This is a genomic window from Prosthecobacter debontii, assembly GCF_900167535.1.
GTDB lineage: Bacteria > Verrucomicrobiota > Verrucomicrobiia > Verrucomicrobiales > Verrucomicrobiaceae > Prosthecobacter > Prosthecobacter debontii.
In genome coordinates, this window is sequence record NZ_FUYE01000012.1 from 1 (window position 1) to 16,499 (window position 16,499).

The 16,499-nt window shown below is 56.0% G+C and carries 14 protein-coding genes; 7 read left to right on the forward strand and 7 right to left on the reverse strand.

The genetic code is table 11. From position 1 onward, the window contains the following. The 7 genes from urtA to B5D61_RS16670 all read left to right on the forward strand — a co-directional run. Positions 1–1,206 (forward strand): urea ABC transporter substrate-binding protein (gene urtA / locus B5D61_RS16640; protein ID WP_139373312.1); only part of this gene is annotated, 1,206 nt, incomplete at its 5' end. A gap of 148 nt (positions 1,207–1,354) precedes the next feature. Continuing rightward, positions 1,355–3,076: an urea ABC transporter permease subunit UrtB gene (urtB, locus tag B5D61_RS16645; RefSeq protein WP_078814550.1), complete on the forward strand. Its 1,722-nt coding sequence runs from the start codon at positions 1,355–1,357 to the stop codon at positions 3,074–3,076. A gap of 27 nt (positions 3,077–3,103) precedes the next feature. Next, complete coding sequence (gene urtC / locus B5D61_RS16650; RefSeq protein WP_078814551.1) at positions 3,104–4,240, forward strand: urea ABC transporter permease subunit UrtC; 1,137 nt, start codon at positions 3,104–3,106, stop codon at positions 4,238–4,240. 10 nt (positions 4,241–4,250) lie between these two features. Next, positions 4,251–5,012: an urea ABC transporter ATP-binding protein UrtD gene (urtD, locus tag B5D61_RS16655; RefSeq protein ID WP_078814552.1), complete on the forward strand. Its 762-nt coding sequence runs from the start codon at positions 4,251–4,253 to the stop codon at positions 5,010–5,012. Between the two features lie 8 nt (positions 5,013–5,020). Beyond that, positions 5,021–5,716: an urea ABC transporter ATP-binding subunit UrtE gene (gene urtE, locus B5D61_RS16660; protein WP_078814553.1), complete on the forward strand. Its 696-nt coding sequence runs from the start codon at positions 5,021–5,023 to the stop codon at positions 5,714–5,716. 54 nt (positions 5,717–5,770) lie between these two features. Beyond that, on the forward strand, positions 5,771–6,358 hold the full coding sequence (locus tag B5D61_RS16665) for a HupE/UreJ family protein (protein ID WP_176159486.1): 588 nt from the start codon (positions 5,771–5,773) through the stop codon (positions 6,356–6,358). A gap of 54 nt (positions 6,359–6,412) precedes the next feature. Beyond that, complete coding sequence (locus tag B5D61_RS16670; RefSeq protein WP_078814555.1) at positions 6,413–6,715, forward strand: urease subunit gamma; 303 nt, start codon at positions 6,413–6,415, stop codon at positions 6,713–6,715. Positions 6,716–6,810: 95 nt separating this feature from the next. Here B5D61_RS16670 and atzF read toward each other — a convergent pair whose 3' ends face one another. The 7 genes from atzF to B5D61_RS16705 all read right to left on the reverse strand — a co-directional run bounded on the left by atzF (position 6,811) and on the right by B5D61_RS16705 (position 16,484). Next, positions 6,811–8,628, reverse strand: coding sequence for an allophanate hydrolase (atzF, locus tag B5D61_RS16675; RefSeq protein ID WP_078814556.1), 1,818 nt, complete (start codon positions 8,626–8,628; stop codon positions 6,811–6,813). Next, a complete protein-coding gene (gene uca / locus B5D61_RS16680; RefSeq protein ID WP_078814557.1) occupies positions 8,625–12,230 on the reverse strand; it encodes an urea carboxylase in 3,606 nt (1,201 codons plus the stop codon). Before uca ends, atzF begins: the two co-directional genes overlap by 4 nt. Before the next feature lie 3 nt (positions 12,231–12,233). Then, positions 12,234–12,881 (reverse strand): urea amidolyase associated protein UAAP2, encoded by a 648-nt coding sequence (locus tag B5D61_RS16685; protein WP_078814558.1) that lies wholly within the window; start codon positions 12,879–12,881, stop codon positions 12,234–12,236. After that, positions 12,878–13,597 carry an urea amidolyase associated protein UAAP1 gene (locus B5D61_RS16690; RefSeq protein WP_078814559.1) on the reverse strand — a complete coding sequence of 240 codons (720 nt, stop codon included), beginning with the start codon at positions 13,595–13,597 and terminating at the stop codon, positions 12,878–12,880. Before B5D61_RS16690 ends, B5D61_RS16685 begins: the two co-directional genes overlap by 4 nt. A 16-nt stretch (positions 13,598–13,613) precedes the next feature. Beyond that, complete coding sequence (gene nikR, locus B5D61_RS16695) at positions 13,614–14,102, reverse strand: nickel-responsive transcriptional regulator NikR (RefSeq protein WP_078814560.1); 489 nt, start codon at positions 14,100–14,102, stop codon at positions 13,614–13,616. Between the two features lie 97 nt (positions 14,103–14,199). After that, positions 14,200–15,099 (reverse strand): ABC transporter ATP-binding protein, encoded by a 900-nt coding sequence (locus B5D61_RS16700; protein WP_078814561.1) that lies wholly within the window; start codon positions 15,097–15,099, stop codon positions 14,200–14,202. After that, positions 15,096–16,484: an ABC transporter permease gene (locus B5D61_RS16705; protein ID WP_078814562.1), complete on the reverse strand. Its 1,389-nt coding sequence runs from the start codon at positions 16,482–16,484 to the stop codon at positions 15,096–15,098. The genes B5D61_RS16700 and B5D61_RS16705 overlap by 4 nt, the downstream gene beginning before the upstream one ends. Positions 16,485–16,499 lie beyond the last annotated feature (15 nt).

Consider the following 16,499-nt stretch of genomic DNA (forward strand, 5'->3'; position numbering starts at 1 on the left):
TCCACGCTGCGAGCGGAGGAAACCGTGAAGGTGGGCGTGCTGCACTCGCTGAGCGGCACGATGGCCATCTCGGAGACGTCGCTGCGCGACATTTTGCTTTTTACCTTTGATGAGATCAACGCCAAGGGCGGAGTGCTGGGCAAGAAGATCGAGCCCGTCGTTGTGGATGGTGCGTCCAACTGGCCGCTGTTCGCTGAAAAAGCCAAGCAGCTCTTGGAGCAGGACAAAGTGGCCGTGACGTTCGGCTGCTGGACCTCGGTGAGCCGCAAGTCGGTGTTGCCAGTGTTTGAAAGCAACAAAGGTCTGCTGTTCTACCCGGTGCAGTATGAGGGTGAAGAAATGTCGCCTAACATCATGTATACCGCTGAAGCGGTGAACCAGCAGGCCACCCCAGCCGTGGACTACATGCTGGAGAAGGGCTTCAAAAAGTTCTACCTGCTGGGCAGCGACTACGTCTATCCTCAGACCACGAACCTGGTGTTGCTGGAATACCTTTTGAGCAAAGGTGTGCCGCTTGAAAACATCGGTGGTGGCTTCAAGAAAGATGAGTCCGGAAAGATCATCTCCGCCGGTAAATACACCCCATTCGGTCACACGGACTACCAACAGATCGTGTCCGAGATCAAGCAGTATGCTGCCGGTGGTGACACCTGCGTGATCAGCACGCTGAATGGCGACACCAACGTGCCGTTCTTCAAGGAGTATGCCGCAGCAGGTCTGACCGCTGAAACTTGCCCAGTGGTGAGCTTCTCGATCTCGGAAGATGAGTTCCGTGGTCTGCCTGCCAAGCAGTTGGTGGGTCAGTTGGGTTGCTGGACCTACTTCCAGTCGATCAAGTCCCCAGCCAATGAGAAGTTCATCTCGGACTTCCAAGCCTGGTTGGCCAAGAGTGATGTGCCAGGGATCGTGAAAGAAGGTCGCGTGACCTGCTCACCGATGGTGCTGAGCTATGATGGTGTGTATCTGTGGAAAGCCGCCGTGGAGAAAGCAGGCAGCTTCGAAGTGGACAAAGTGATCGCGGAACTGGAGAAGGGGATCAGCTTTGATGGTCCTGGCGGAACAGTGACGAGCCAGAAGAACCACCACGTGACGAAGAACGTGTATATCGGCGAAACGAAAGCGGATGGACAGTTCAAGATCCTGAAGTCCTACGACAACGTCTATGGCGAACCCTTCCTCAAAGGCACCTTCAAGCCTAAGGAGTAAGGTGTAGAGAACACTTCATAGTTCATAGACTGGAGCGTTCTGTATCCACAGAGCGCTCTTTTCTTTTATTTATAATTCATCGCGAGAAGGCGGCAGGAGTTGGCACTGATTGTGCGACACCCAGACCTACTTTCCGACCTAATTCGCTATGAATAAAGCTTGGCTTCACGGTATCTTTGCCGCCTTCATTTTCTCTTTGAGCGTTAGTCATGCCCAGGAGACCAAGACCGCTCGACAGATCATCTCTGAAGCTGTGCCATTAACTGAGGATAGTGATACTCAGGTTAAAATGATTCAGTCCATGACGGGGTTACCTGATCCTGAGGTGGAGCCTTTGCTCGCCGCATGGAAAGAAGGTTCGATTTATCTCGTGACCGGTGCTGATGGTAAGAAGGTGGCCGTGACTCTGGCGGGTGATCCAGATGCAGCTAAAAAAGAAGCGGCCATTCGCCTGGACACCAAGGAGCCCCTCAAAGATGCGGCGGGTGCGGCGGTGCGTGTTTCGCCCGGCAGCACGGAGGTGGCCGAGACGGATAGTAGCATTCGCCGTGCGATGAAGGCGGTCACTGATTTGGCTAAACTCACGGCTCCTGATGCCAAAGACAGGCTCATGGCCATCAGTCAGCTCGGCATGGAACGCGATCTGGCTAAACTGCCGATTCTGGAGGAGCGGCTCAAAGTGGAAACGGACAGTGGGGTGAAGCGTGCGGTGCAGGAAGCCATCGCCTTGACCCAATTGAAGAGTCCTGATGTGGCTGTGAAAATTAAGGGCTGTGAGGCATTGACCGATATCCATCCTCTCAGTGCCAAAGATTCCTTGGAAGCCATTATCAGGGAGGCGGATCAGTCGGGGAATACCGAGCTGTCATCGGCTGCTCTGAAAGCGCTCAACGCGGTGGAGTCTCATCGTTCGACGGTGAATTTTTTTGGCACGATCTTCCGTGGGTTTTCTTTGGGGTCCGTCCTATTGGTCGTGGCCATCGGTCTGGCGATCACCTTTGGATTGATGGGCGTAATCAATATGGCCCACGGGGAATTGATCGCAGTGGGGGCTTACACCACTTATGTGGTGCAATGCATTTTTGCAGATGGGTTGGCCATCTCTCCTTTCGGTTTTAACGTCTCCATTCCAGGGATGAAGGCCACGGGAACTCTGTATGAATTCTACTTTGTCGTGGCACTGCCGATGGCTTTCATCATGGCGGCTTTGGTGGGGTTGGCTCTTGAGCGCGGAGTGATCCGTTTTCTTTACCGCCGTCCATTGGAAAGCTTGTTGGCCACCTGGGGCGTCTCCCTCGTGCTGCAGCAGTTGTTCCGGTTAATCTTTGGTGCCAACAACGTCCAGGTGGGCAGCCCGTCCTGGCTGAGTGATAACTGGACGATCAATGATGTGATTCTGGGATGGAACCGCGTGTTTGTTATCGGCTTTGCCATTCTGATTGTTGTTGGCACATGGGCCTTGCTGACGAAAACGCCTCTGGGTCTGTTGATTCGTGCGGTGATGCAGAATCGCAACATGGCGGCCTGTTTAGGGGTGCGCACGGAGCGGGTGAATATGCTCACGTTTGGCTTCGGCAGTGGCTTGGCAGGGTTGGCGGGGGCCTTCCTATCCCAGATTGGTAACGTGGGCCCGAGCCTGGGGCAAAACTACATCGTGGACGCCTTCATGACCGTGGTCGTCGGTGGTGTCGGAAGTCTGATCGGCACCGTCGCGAGCGCGCTTGGCATTGGGGTTCTGGATCAGTCACTCCAGCAGATTCTCGGTAATCCGGTCCTTGGTAAGATTCTCGTTTTGGGAGGCATCATCCTCTTTTTGCAATGGCGCCCAGCGGGCCTCTTCGCCACCAAAACACGCAGTCTGGAATCCTGAAATCCAACTTTCACGACACCTTCTTTCATGACGCACTCCTTGCTCGTTCGCCCCATTGCCAAAAGAGAATGGACCTTCACTGCGGTCATCGCTTTTTTCTTCATCGTGCTGATGCCGTTGATGAACTATTTCGGCTGGATCAGTGACTTCACCATCAACCTCTGGGGGAAATATCTCTGTTACGCCATGCTGGCCATCAGTGTGGATTTGCTCTGGGGTTATACCGGGTTGTTAAGCCTCGGGCAGGCGCTCTTCTTTTCTTTGGGGGGCTACATGATGGGCATGTATCTCATGCGCATGATCGGGGATCTCGGGCAGTATCACAAAGACATGCCGGATTTCTTGGTCTTCCTGGGCTGGGAACAGTTGCCCACTTTCTGGAAGCCGTTCAGCAACTTCCCCTTCGCTATGGTGATGATGCTGTTGCTGCCGGGGATTGTCTCCTATGTCTTTGGCTGGCTGGCGTTTCGTTCAAGGGTTCGCGGGGTTTATTTCTCCATCCTGACGCAGGCCCTGACTTACGGTGCCTCGCTCATGTTCTTCCGCAACGATATGCTCATGGGCGGAAATAACGGCTTTACGGATTTCCGCTTCATCTTGGGTTTCGACATCCGCAGTCCCGAGACCAAGCGAGGATTGTTTATCGTGACGGCGCTGGTTCTCTCTCTGACTTATGTGGGATTGCGCTGCCTGACTCGGAGCCGATTCGGTCTGATTCAGCAGGCTGTGCGCGACAGTGAAAACCGCGTGCTCTTCAGCGGCTACTCATCGCCTAACTTCAAACTGTTTATCTTTGTCTTGAGTGCCTTGATCGGTTCCATCGGCGGAGCACTGTATGTGCCTCAGGTCGGCATCATTAACCCGAGTGAAATGACCACAGACAAGTCTCTCGAAGCCGTCGTTTGGACGGCGGTCGGTGGGCGCGGCACCTTGATTGGGCCGATCGTCGGCGCGGTCGGTGTCAATGCGCTGAAAAGCTGGGCCACTCGTGCCTACCCTGACCTTTGGCTGATCATCCTCGGCGGCATGTTCATCATCGTCGTGCTTTTCCTGCCGAAAGGGATCGTCGGGATTCCTGGGATGATCCAAGACTGGCTCAAAAAACGACAGCGCCTCAAGGAATCGGATGACGTCGCTGTGAAGCCTGAGGAAGAAGCTGCATAATTTCATTCACATGGACCATCCGCTCATTCTTAACGCAGAAGGCGTCAACAAGTCCTTCGCTGGTTTTAAAGCCATTACGGATCTCAATTTCTATCTCGTCGAAGGTGAACTTCGCACGGTGATCGGGCCGAATGGTGCTGGCAAAACGACCTTTCTGGATCTTATCACCGGCCGGACCAAACCGGACACCGGCACCATCACTTTTGGAGCATTGACAGAACTGGTGCCGCTGAGCGAGCACGAGATCGTGCGCCTCGGCATCGGCCGTAAATTTCAAACGCCGACCGTGTACACTGAGCACACGGTTTTTGAAAACCTCCTGCTTTCTCTGGAAGGGGTGCGAGGGGTTTGGCAGACACTCTTCAGCCGGACGACCAGCACGGACATTGACCGCATCGATGAGATTCTCAAGACCATCAATCTGGGCATGCGTCGCAATGACCTTGCGGGTTCTCTGTCTCACGGACAGAAGCAGTGGTTGGAGATCGGCATGTTGCTGGCTCAAAACTCCAAGCTGCTGCTGATCGATGAGCCTGCTGCTGGCATGAGTGACGACGAAACGGCACTGACAGGTGAGCTTCTCCTGAAGCTGGCTGGGAAACACAGCATCATCGTCATTGAGCATGATATGGTCTTCGTGAAGCAGATCGCCACGGGCCGAAAAGTGACGGTGCTCCATCAAGGCAGTGTGCTCTGCGAGGGCAGTGTCGATGCCGTGCAGAACGACCCCAAAGTGATCGAAGTGTATCTCGGACGCAAGAAAGCCGCCTAACCAAAGACATGCTTACTCTCTCTTCCATTCATGCATCCATCGGCGGTAGCCGCATCCTACGCGGTGTCGATCTGACCGTGCCCGATGGTCAACTGTGCTGTCTCATGGGCCGCAATGGCGTGGGTAAAACCAGCACCTTGCGCTCCATTGTCGGACTCTTCAAAACGGATAGCGGCAAGATCTCCTTGGCTGGGACGGACATCACCAAGCTGGCCCCTGAAGAGCGGGCACGACTCGGGCTTGCATATGTGCCTCAAGGTCGTGATATTTTTCCCTTCTTAACCGTGGAGGAGAATCTCTTGCTAGGGGCCACCGCCCGCGGGCTGAAGACCAATGGCAAGCTGGACCGGATCTTTACGCTTTTTCCCATCATCAAGGAATTCCTCCCACGCAAAGGGGGCATGCTCAGCGGTGGTCAGCAGCAGCAGCTTGCGATCGCTCGTGCTTTGTTGACGGAACCCAAGGTGTTGATTTTGGATGAGCCGACGGAGGGCATTCAACCGAACGTGATTGATCAGATCGGTGACGCTCTGAAGATTCTGCGCTCTGAAGACAAAATGAGCATTCTTCTGGTGGAACAATACCTCGACTTTTGCCGTGAATTGGCGGATGTATTTTACATCATGGACCGGGGTGCGGTCGTCGCTGAAGGTGGAGTCAAAGATCTCACCGACGAAGTGGTGAAAGAGCACCTGACGGTGTGATCCAATCTGTGTTTTGAAACTATGCCTGAGACTTCTTTGTCTATGATTTCGAAAATGAAGAACCGTGCTATCGGATGGTTCAGTGCTGCAACTGCAACAGTGCTGACGGCTCTGCCTTTGCATGCTCACCACTTGCCTCCGGGCATGGAGGACATCGATGAGTTTGAAGATGGAGCGGCCTTCATGGCGGGGATTCGCCATTTCGTCTCGGGGGCGGATCATTGGTTGTTCGCGGTGGCCATAGGTGCCATGGCGGTCACCGTGATGAGAAGACGTAACGCGAAAAACTTGATGGTTGCTTTAGCTCTCGGGGCAGGCGTTGGAACTGCGTTAGGCGTGAATCAAGTGATGATTCCCGGGGCATCGTGGAGTGTGTTCGCTGCCTTTTTGGCACCTGCTCTGGTGTGGTGCCTGAAGGACTCGTTGTCGGGATGGGGCAAAGCGGGGCTGGTGATGCTGGCTGCGGTGTGGCAGGGTAATCAACACGGGTTGGCTTGGCCTTTGGACTCTGCTTCAGGCTTCTACACGGTGGGGATTTTGAGCACCCTGATGGTCTTTGTCGCCGGTGGTTATGGTCTTGCCTGGGCTCTGCGAAAAATGGTGGTGGCGCTGAGCTCTCGGCGGCTTATTGGGGCGCACTGAGGTTGAGCCGTTGACTCATGGATTGTTGGCCTGTTTTCGTTTCGTTTTCTCCCCATGCACCTTTCCCCGCGCGAACAAGAAAAGCTGTTGATTGTTGTGGCTGCTGATGTGGCTCGTCGTCGGCTCAATCGAGGCCTCAAACTCAATCATCCTGAATCCGTTGCTCTGATCTCCGCAGAGATCATGGAAGGGGCTCGGGATGGCAAGACGGTCGCCGAACTCATGAGCTTCGGCAAAACGATCCTCAAGCGTTCCGACGTGATGGAAGGGGTCGCTGAGATGATCCATGAAGTTCAGATCGAAGCGACGTTTCCTGATGGCACCAAGCTGGTGACGGTGCATCACCCCATCGTTTGATGTCAACGCGACCGAGCTGAATCTAACGCTAAGGCTAGAATGTGTTTTGCGATCTGGATGTCTGAGACGTCCAGATCGCTTTTTACTGTCTGGATTCAGACCGTCGCGAGTTGACGTGTGGCCAACCAGGAGCGCCAGCCGCCAAAGTGGGTGATGTCCTCCGCGGTCTCTTCAACGATGCCTTCGCAAATAAAGCCTGTGACTTGACTGCCATCATCGAGGAGCACCTTGCCAAGACCCAAGGGAGCTCCGATTCCTTGCAGGAATGAGCCGACGGTGTGCTCGGGCATTTCCCAGATTTCCATGGCGATGGAGGATCCTCCGTCACTGACTCGAATCATGCCGGGCCGGTCTGGAATACGCCCTTTCGCACGCAGGAGGAAGAAGCGGTAGCACGGCGCACTGAGAGCATGGCGGACGAACTTGGCTTCGCGCTCACGAAGTTGCCAATGAAGGGCTAGGTCCTCCATGTGTGCGCCACAGACGGCGATTTGCATCAGGGGGCTTTTAGGTTTGGCCACGGTTTGAGGGGTGGGCAGAGGTGCTGCATCACTCAAGACGGAGGTTTTACCGATGGGCAGATTCAAGGACGCATGAAAGTGTGCGGCGCAGTCGAGAACCAAGGCATCATCACAAGCGGGAGCGTAGAAGGTGACACCCCAGGGAAGGCCACTGCCGAGAAAGCCCGCCGGGACGGCACAACCGCAGAGGTCCAGCAGGTTCATGAAGTTGGTATAACGACCCAGATTGCTATTGAGCTGGATCGGATCGGCCTCGACTTCTGCCTTCGTGTAAATCGTGCCGGTGGTCGGCATGAGCAAGGCATCCACCTCACCCCAGACAAGCTGGCTGGATCGCTTGAGCGTCGCGAGCTTGTATTGGGCCTTGAAGGCATCGACAGCGCTGCCTTTGAGTCCGCCCTCGATGATGGTCCGTGTCACGGGCAGCATAGCTTCAGGGTTCTCAGCAAGCAGTTCCTGAACCACAGCCGTCCGTTCTGCCACCCAGGGGCCTTCATAGAGTAAGCGGGCGGTATCGAGAAACGGCTGAATATCGACCTCGACGATTTGCCACCCCATCGTCACCACCATTTGAGCGGCGTCTTCAAAGAGCTTTCTGGCATCGTCATTGCCAAAGAAATCCAGCTGGTCCATGCGCGGCACACCGATGCGCGGCGGCCACTTCATCTCATGAAGTCGGCAACGGCGGCGGGCGTAGGGATCCGTTTCGTCATAGACGGCGGCGAGATTGAAGACATACGAGGCATCGGCGGCGGTTAACGCAAAGATCGAGACGCAATCCAAGGTGCGACAGGCTGGCACCACCCCACTGCAACTGAGCACGCCGCGCGTGGGCTTGAACCCGACCAGGTTGTTAAACGAAGCGGGCACACGTCCCGAGCCCGCTGTATCGGTGCCCAGCGAGAAGCTGCACAGGCCTTTCGCGACGGCGACTCCGGAACCACTGCTACTGCCCCCCGAGATGTAGTCGGGATTGAAGGCATTGTCTGGGGCACCATAGGGGGAGCGAACCCCGACGAGACCGGTGGCAAATTGGTCGAGATTGGTTTTCCCCATGGGAATGGCCCCAGCCGCGATCAGTTGCCCCACCACAAAGGCGTCCTGCTCCGCTTCGTAACTCCATGCTGGGCAGGCGGCCGTCGTGGCATAACCTGCACAATCGATGTTATCTTTGATGGCAAAAGGGATGCCGTAGAGCGGTTTGGTATCAGGAGACTCGCCTTCTAAAGCCTGCAGGGACTGTTGCAACTGTTCCAAACTGGGACGGCTGATCCAAATGGTGGGATCATCCGCAGCAGCACGCTGCCATGCTTCTAAGATGACTTCTTCAGGGGTGGTCGTGCCTTGGCGATAGGCCTGCAACAAAGTGGTGATCGAGAGATCCGGGATCATGCGTGGACGGTCAGGAGGGTTTGGCCAGGGGTCACGGACTGGCCCTCACGCACGTGCAGTGCAGCCACCGTGCCAGCACAAGTGCTGGAGACAGGAATCTCCATTTTCATGGCTTCCACGATGAGGACACATTGACCTTCTTCCACTTGATCGCCTGCCTTTACTTGTAGCTTCCATAAGCTTCCGCTGACCGGACTCACCACAGCTTCATGGCCTTCTGGGATGCTGACTTCGGCACTCCCGCTCGTCGTCGTGGGGGCCGATTCGGTGACATCCAGACCTGCCAGACGCCATCTTTCGCGCTCCGCCTCAAAGGCCTCGCGTTGCATTTTGCGGAATGAACTGATACTTTTAGACTCTCCTTCCAGAAAGCTCAAATAGTCGCTGAGGCAGAAGGTGCTGGATTCAATCTGGGGGGTGAACCGCCCTGCAGGGAACTCGCGCCGCAGCTCGATCAGTTCATCCGCACTGACGAGATAGAACCGCACCTGATCGAAGAATCTGAGCAGCCAGGGTTTGCCTTCTTCGAAGACATCCGTGACACGGTCGCGATTCCACATCTGAATGGTCCGGCCCACGAACTGGTAGCCGCCGGGACCTTCCATACCGTAGATGCACATGTAGGCCCCGCCAATGCCGACGGCGTTTTCCGGGGTCCACGTGCGGGCAGGATTGTATTTGGTCGTCACCAGACGATGTCGCGGATCGAGCGGCGTGGCCACCGGTGCACCGAGATAGACATCTCCGAGCCCTAAAACAAGGTAACTGGCATCGAGGACAATGCGTTGCACCTCGTCCTGACTGGACAGACCATTGATGCGTCGGATGAACTCGATGTTGCTCGGGCACCAGGGGGCATCAGGCCTAACGGACTGCATGTATTTATCAATCGCGAGCTGGGTCTGTGGATCATCCCAGGACAAAGGTAGATGGACAATGCGAGACGGCACTTCGAGATGCTCGACATCGTCTAACGACTCAATTTGCGCGATGATCAGTTGCTCGGCATCGGCGAGCCGGAGATGCTGACCGTCCACATGGATCTGTAGCGAACGAATGCCGGGGGTCAGATCCACAATGCCGGGGTGTTCCAGGGCTTTCAGCTTGAGATAGACGGCGTGCACCCAGAAGCGCAGGGCGATATCGAGCACGAGCGGGCCAAACTCGATCAGGAAGTGCCGATCCCCTGCTGGCCGGAAGACGACTTCAGGTCGGGATCCCTCAGCCGGGATGATGTGACGGATGGCGCTGGCGGGGACGCTGTGCTCGGGCAGGGCAGGCGGGATGAAATCGGCCCCGTTGAGGGCTGCATCCAAGCTGGCTTCGAGGGCTTCCGCTTCTTCGAGAGTGATGGCTTGAAAGCGGATTTTCTCCCCGGGTTTCAGTTGGCCCAGTTTCCACAGTTCCGCATGGGCGACCACCGCTGGGCAGACGAATCCGCCCAAGCTAGGGCCATCAGGACCGAGGATGATCGGCATATCGCCCGTGAAATCGATGGCCCCGATGGCGTAGGCGTTGTCGTGGATGTTGGAGGGATGCAGGCCGGCTTCGCCTCCATCGGCACGTGCCCATTGGGGTTTCGGTCCGATCAACCGCACCCCGGTGCGAGCGGAGTTATAATGAACTTCCCAGTCGGTGCCGAAAAACATCCGGATGTCTTCGGGGGTGAAGAAGTCGGGCGCACCATGGGGGCCATAGATGACGCGGATGATCGTGGGACCGTTGGCATCAGCGGTCACGGAGAGTGGGTGCACCTGGGCGATCTTTTCCGCTGCTGGTGTGGCGATGTCTTGCCCTAGATGTAAGACATCCCCCACTCGCAAGGCGCGGCCTGCATGACCGCCAAAGTTGCCTAACGTAAAGGTGGATCGGCTGCCGAGATAAAGGGGCACGTCCAGGCCTCCACGAATGGCAAGGTAAGCCCGGCAGCCTTGGCCATCGGCTCGTCCGAGTTTCAATGTCTGACCCGCCTGGATCTTGACGGGTTTCCAAAACGAAATCGGGGTGCCATCCAGCTCGGCCTTCAGGGGCGCGCCGGTCAGGGCAATCGTGGCATCCGTATTGAATCGTAATGTCGGGCCTGAAATGGTGATCTCCAAACCTGCGGCTCCTTCCTGATTGCCGACGAGGCGATTGGCAACACGCAGGGCTAGCGGGTCCATGGCTCCCGACGGTGGGACGCCGATTTCCCAATAGCCCAAGCGACCTGGATAATCTTGAACGGTGGTTTGCACGCCTGGCGCAAGGACGTCCAGGGTCGGGGGGTGATATTGAAACTGGGTGGCGAGGGCGCGTGTGGTGATGCGGCCTTCCATAAACAGCGGATCACGGATGACTTGCCGAAGGTAGGTGAGGTTGGTCTCGATGCCGCTGATGCGTGTCGCTTCCAGGGCTTCTTGGAGCTTGGTGATCGCTTCGGCTCGATCCTTGCCGTGAACGATGATCTTCGTCAGCAGGGGATCGTAATAAGGTGTGACTTCGGTGCCTGTGGTGACCCAGCCATCGCAGCGGGCCATGGGGGGAAGTTCAACTTCGGTTAGGCGTCCACAGCTTGGCTGAAAGTCCTTGTTCGGATCTTCGGCATAAACACGAACTTGGATCGAACTGCCCGAGGGGGTGAAGCGATAGTCGGCCAAGTCAAGGTTCTCACCCGCAGCGGTGCGGACCATCCATTCCACCAGATCCAGTCCGGTGACGGTTTCTGTGACTGTGTGTTCGACTTGCAGGCGGGTGTTCACCTCCAAGAAATAGAACTCTCCACTGTCGGCATCGTAAACGAACTCAACCGTCCCAGCGGAGCGATAATGAACGGACTCCCCCAGGCGCACGGCACAGTCCCACAAAGCTTGGCGGGTGGATTCAGTGAGATTCGGAGCCGGGGTTTCTTCAATGATCTTTTGATTTCGCCGTTGGGTGGAACAATCGCGTTCACCGAGTGCGACGACTTTGCCTTGGCCATCCCCAAAGATCTGGACCTCCACATGGCGAGCATTCACCACCAGCTTCTCCACAAAGACACCTCCGTCGCCGAAGCTGGATTTGCCCTGACGAACGACGGATTCAAAGGCCGCTCGGAGGGAATCCGCATCATCACAACGACGCATGCCGATGCCGCCTCCGCCTGCGGTGCTTTTCAACATGACAGGAAAACCAATGCGAGACGCTTCCTGAATGGCTTCATCTGCGTCCTGGAGGAGGTCGGAGCCAGGAACGAGGGGCACCTGACAAGCAAGGGCGCGTTCCCTGGCGGTATGCTTCAAACCGAAGGCCCGCATCTGATCGGGTGTCGGTCCCATGAAGGCGAGCCCCGCAGCTTCACAGGCCTCCGCAAACCCCGGGTTTTCGCTCAAGAGACCATACCCTGGGTGCACGGCTTGGGCACCCGAGAGTGTGGCGACTTCAATGAGCTTCGCCTGATTGATGTAGCTTTCGGAAACAGGTGCAGGGCCTAACAAATAAGACTCGTCAGCCATGGCAACGTGAGGAGCATCACGATCGGCTTCTGAATACACGGCCACAGAACCCATGCCGAGTTTCTTGAGGGTGCGAATGATGCGGCAGGCAATTTCGCCGCGATTGGCGATCAGAACTTTGGAGAACATAATTCAGTCCCAGATAAGAACTCTCACAGGCGTGGGGTTATAGGCGTTGCAGGGGTTATTCAGTTGCGGGCAGTTGGAGATGAGGGCGATCACGTCCATCTCAGCGCGCATTTCGACGTAGAAGCCGGGGCCTGAGACACCGTCGGCAAATCGGAGTTGGCCGTCTGGACTCACCGGCACATTCATGAAGAAGTTGATGTTGCAGGTGATGTCACGTTTTCCCAGATCATGGCCCCAGCACTGCACTCCCCGGATGAAGCTGTCTCGGCAGGCGTGCATGGGTTCTTTGTCAAAGGCGTAGCGCATGACATTGCTCTCTCTGGAGCAGGCACCCCCGAGCGTATCGTGATTACCGCAGGTATCGGCCACAATGGTAAGCAGAGGATTGCCCCGTGTGGACATCAACCGAGTCCCCGTGGTCAGATACAGAGCGGCTTGATGGCGGATGGTATCGCTGGCGCTGTAGCGTTCGACGGGATCATGGGCGCTGTAAAAGAGGGTATCGGCAGCTTGGTTACCTTCCAGATCCACGATGCGAAAGGTCTGGCCCTTTTTGATTTCATGGACCCAATGATCTCCGGCCAGAACGGTATGGTCGTAGCAAGCCTGTTCAGGATCGAGTGTTGAGGGGGTGGGAATGAAAGCACTCATTGGGCGAGTAAGTAGAAGTCCTGGGTGTTGCGGTAAGCCCGGGCGTTTTCAGGACGGACGGTCAAGCAGGGGTCGTCCTGCGCGGGAGGTTCACTCTGAAAGACCTCGAGCTTGATCCGGCGTGGATGGTAAACAGGATCGGGATCGAGCGGATGCTGGCAGGTGTTGAGAATCACCAGTGTGTCCATCTCAAAACGAAGATCGACCGAGTCACCCGCTTGGGAGTGATGACTGACGAAGTTCAACTTACCGGACTCGTCGGCAGTGACTTTGCTGAACCAATTGATGTTAGGCACGAGGTCTCTTTCTCCCATGCCCCATTTGGAGAGCTCGATCAAAAAGCACTCGCGGGCATTTCGGTAAAAGTCATTGCGGGCGGCCTGAAAGGTTTTGTCCCCATATTTTTGATGCACTAAGGCTGCATCACTGCCGCCGCAGACCGTGTCATGCCAGCCTGGAGTGTCCTGCGTGATGGAGGCAAACAGGCGGCCCATGTCTGAATGCAGACAGTAAGGGGCACGCAGGTAAAAGATGTGCTGCCCTTTGAGGGTGTCAGGCATGTTGTAGCGTTCATGCCGCTCAGTGGCGTGGTAGAGCAGCATGCCAACATTGGCACCGCCTTCGAGATCCGTGAGTCGGAGGGTCTTGTTGCGGCCAATGATGCGTGACCACATACCCGCACCGGTTAATTCGAGAGTGTAGAGAGGATGGCTCATTCGAGGTTGAGAGAAGTCATTGCCCTTCGGGTGGAGTCGCTGGGGGCGGTTCTTCCATTTGGGTTTGAATAGGTGGGAGTAAGGTTCGACTGAGGTTGAGCCGACCCGCCAGGACTCCTTTGCAGGCTAACAACTGATTGGCAATTTGACGCAAGCGCTTGGCGGGGCCCTGGACGAGGATGACCTCCATCGTATTGCTGTTTTCCAAGAGCACGTGAAGGGAACTGATCACATGGCGAATGTTCTCATGCTGAATGTCTGCGATTTGCTGCTTCAGCCCTGGACGTTTGTGATCGTAAAACAGCGTGATGGTGCCTGCCATCATTCGATTGCCCTTGAGGCTGTAGTAATCTGCGATGTGTTGAGAGAGGACTTCGGAGATGGCTTGGGAGCGGTTCTGAAACCCCCGTTCCTCCATCAGTTCTTCAAATTGATGAAACAGCGCATCGGGTAGCGAAATGGTGATTCGCTGAGCGTTTTCGGGTTTGGCTGAGTCACTGGACATTGCCCTGATTTTTTAGCACTGCTTGCGCCAAGCGTATGAAGTTTTTATCGAGAAGTATGACGATTGAAGTCTGTGGGTAAGAGCGAGAAAGGGGGGCTTATTCCACGTCATCACCCACCTCGGTGAGCCGAGTCATGGGTAGCTTGTCGAATTTGGGCTTCGCATGGCTATCTTCCGGATGAATGATGGTTTCCAGATGCTGCTTGGTCGCGATGAATTCGGGTGAACGAAGTTGATCGTGATTTCTGGGTCTGGGCACGGGCACTTCGACGATCTCCCGCACACGCCCAGGCCTTGGGTCGAGCACGAGAATGCGATCGGACAGGAAGATGGCCTCATCCAGATCATGCGTGATGAAGAAGATGGTGATGTCCACGTTCCTCCAGATCTGAAGCAAGTAGGCCTGCATCTGCTGGCGTGTCTGGGGGTCCAGAGCACCAAAGGGTTCATCCATGAGGAGGATGCGCGGCTCATTGGCAAGCGCTCGTGCAATGGCGGCACGTTGTTTCATGCCGCCGCTGAGCTGATGGGGATAGGCATCTTCAAATTTATCCAACCCCACCAAGGCTAACCATTCACGGGCATGAGATTCATTGGTGGTGGAGGCCTTGCCGGCCATGCGGGGGCCAAACATGACATTCTGTTTCACCGTCAGCCATGGGAACAGGGTGTAACTCTGGAATACCATGCCTCGATCACGCCCGGGGCCGTTGACGGGCACGCCATCGACGAGCACTTGACCTTCCGTCGGAGTTTCTAGACCGGCGAGAATGCGGATCAGGGTGGATTTGCCGCAGCCTGATTGGCCGAGCACACACATGAACTCACGACGATGAACATCGAGATGAATGTCTTTCAAGGCCACCACCTCACCTCCCTTGGAAGGAAAGCGTTTATGCAGCCCGGAAATCTGTAATAGTTTGGGACGCGCTTTGAGTCGGTCAAAGCGTGCTTTCACCGCCGGGGCTTGCTCCAGATAGTTCAGGCTGCTGATCATGAAGCGGTCGTGGTGGAAGTGGACTCCGAAGGGATCTGGGCAGGAAACTTGCGTCGTGTGAGTCCTGCGATTTTTGACACCAATCGAGTGATGATGCTTTGGCGAGATTGCTCCATCCAGGGGAAGAGGAATCGACCGATGAGATCCAGAAGCTGGTCCATGAAAAAGCCGGATAAGCCGATCAGAAGAATGGCCGGATAGACGATGTCGAACTGGAAGCGCCGTCCATGCGTGTCGATCACCTCGGCCAAACCACTTTTGAAACCCAGCAACTCGGCAATGACCAGCCAAGTCCATGCCGTGCCGAAAAGAAGACGAAGATCATTGTAAAGGTTCGGCAGAATCCCTGGGACAACCACGTGCGCCAGGAGTTGGCGCTGATTGGCCCCGAGTGTCTGCGCTGCCTCAAGTAAAGAGCCATCCAGGCGGCGGGTGGTTTTCGCGATGGTGAGGATGGCGCAGGGAAGGGTGCCGAGAAAAACGAGCATGATCTTCGGCCCGAGATCGAGACCGAAGATGGCCATGAGCACCACGCCAAAAGCGGGTGCGGGCATGTAGCAAAAGAAGTTGGTGAAGGGCTCGATGAGCTTGGAAAAGAAATCGAAGGTGCCTGCGATGATGCCCAAGGGCGTGGCGACTAAAATGGCCAGTAGATAACCCAAGACGATCGTGCGCCAGGACTCACCGTAACGTTGCAGCAGCGTCTTGCGTTCAGAACCGGGTTCATCGCTGTCAGCGGAGGGGGCGTCGGCACTGATGCCTTTCCAGAAGGATTTGGCGACCACGTCTGGAGGCACCAGATAGACCGGGCGGGATACTTCCTCGGAGGAATCTGGGATCAGCTTCAAGAGTGACTCCGTCGGCCATTCCGGCGCGACTTGATCGAGCAAAGCCGCGTTGGCTTGGATGATCTTCAGGTTCTCATCGGTCAAAGGTTGTTTGGGGGCCTCGAGTTGGCCCTTGGCCAACTGGGTCCAAACTTTACGAATGGCCTCATCATCGGTTTCAAGGCCTCGGTTTAACCAACCGTTAATCACCGCGGTGGGATAGAGCTGACGCAGGATTTTTTTGTTTTGACGACTTGAGCTGGTTAACGGAGTTCCTGCTTTCCTTGCGGCACGGATGTCTTCGTTATCCTGCTCGATGGCGGAGGTGAATTGCTTCCAGGTCACCGGGTCCACGCGATCCCCAGCCGTGTAGATATTCTGCACGCGAGGGCTTTCGGCGGAGATGGTCACGAGGTGGGCCACTTTCCACCACGGACCGTAGGCTGCCACGCACCAGACGATGAGTGGCAGACTAAAGGACATGATCATCAGCAGGGAGGCACGGGCCTGATCGAGTTCTTTACGAACTCCAAACCAGTGTTTGCCTGCGGATGCCATGAGAAGGAGGTCAAG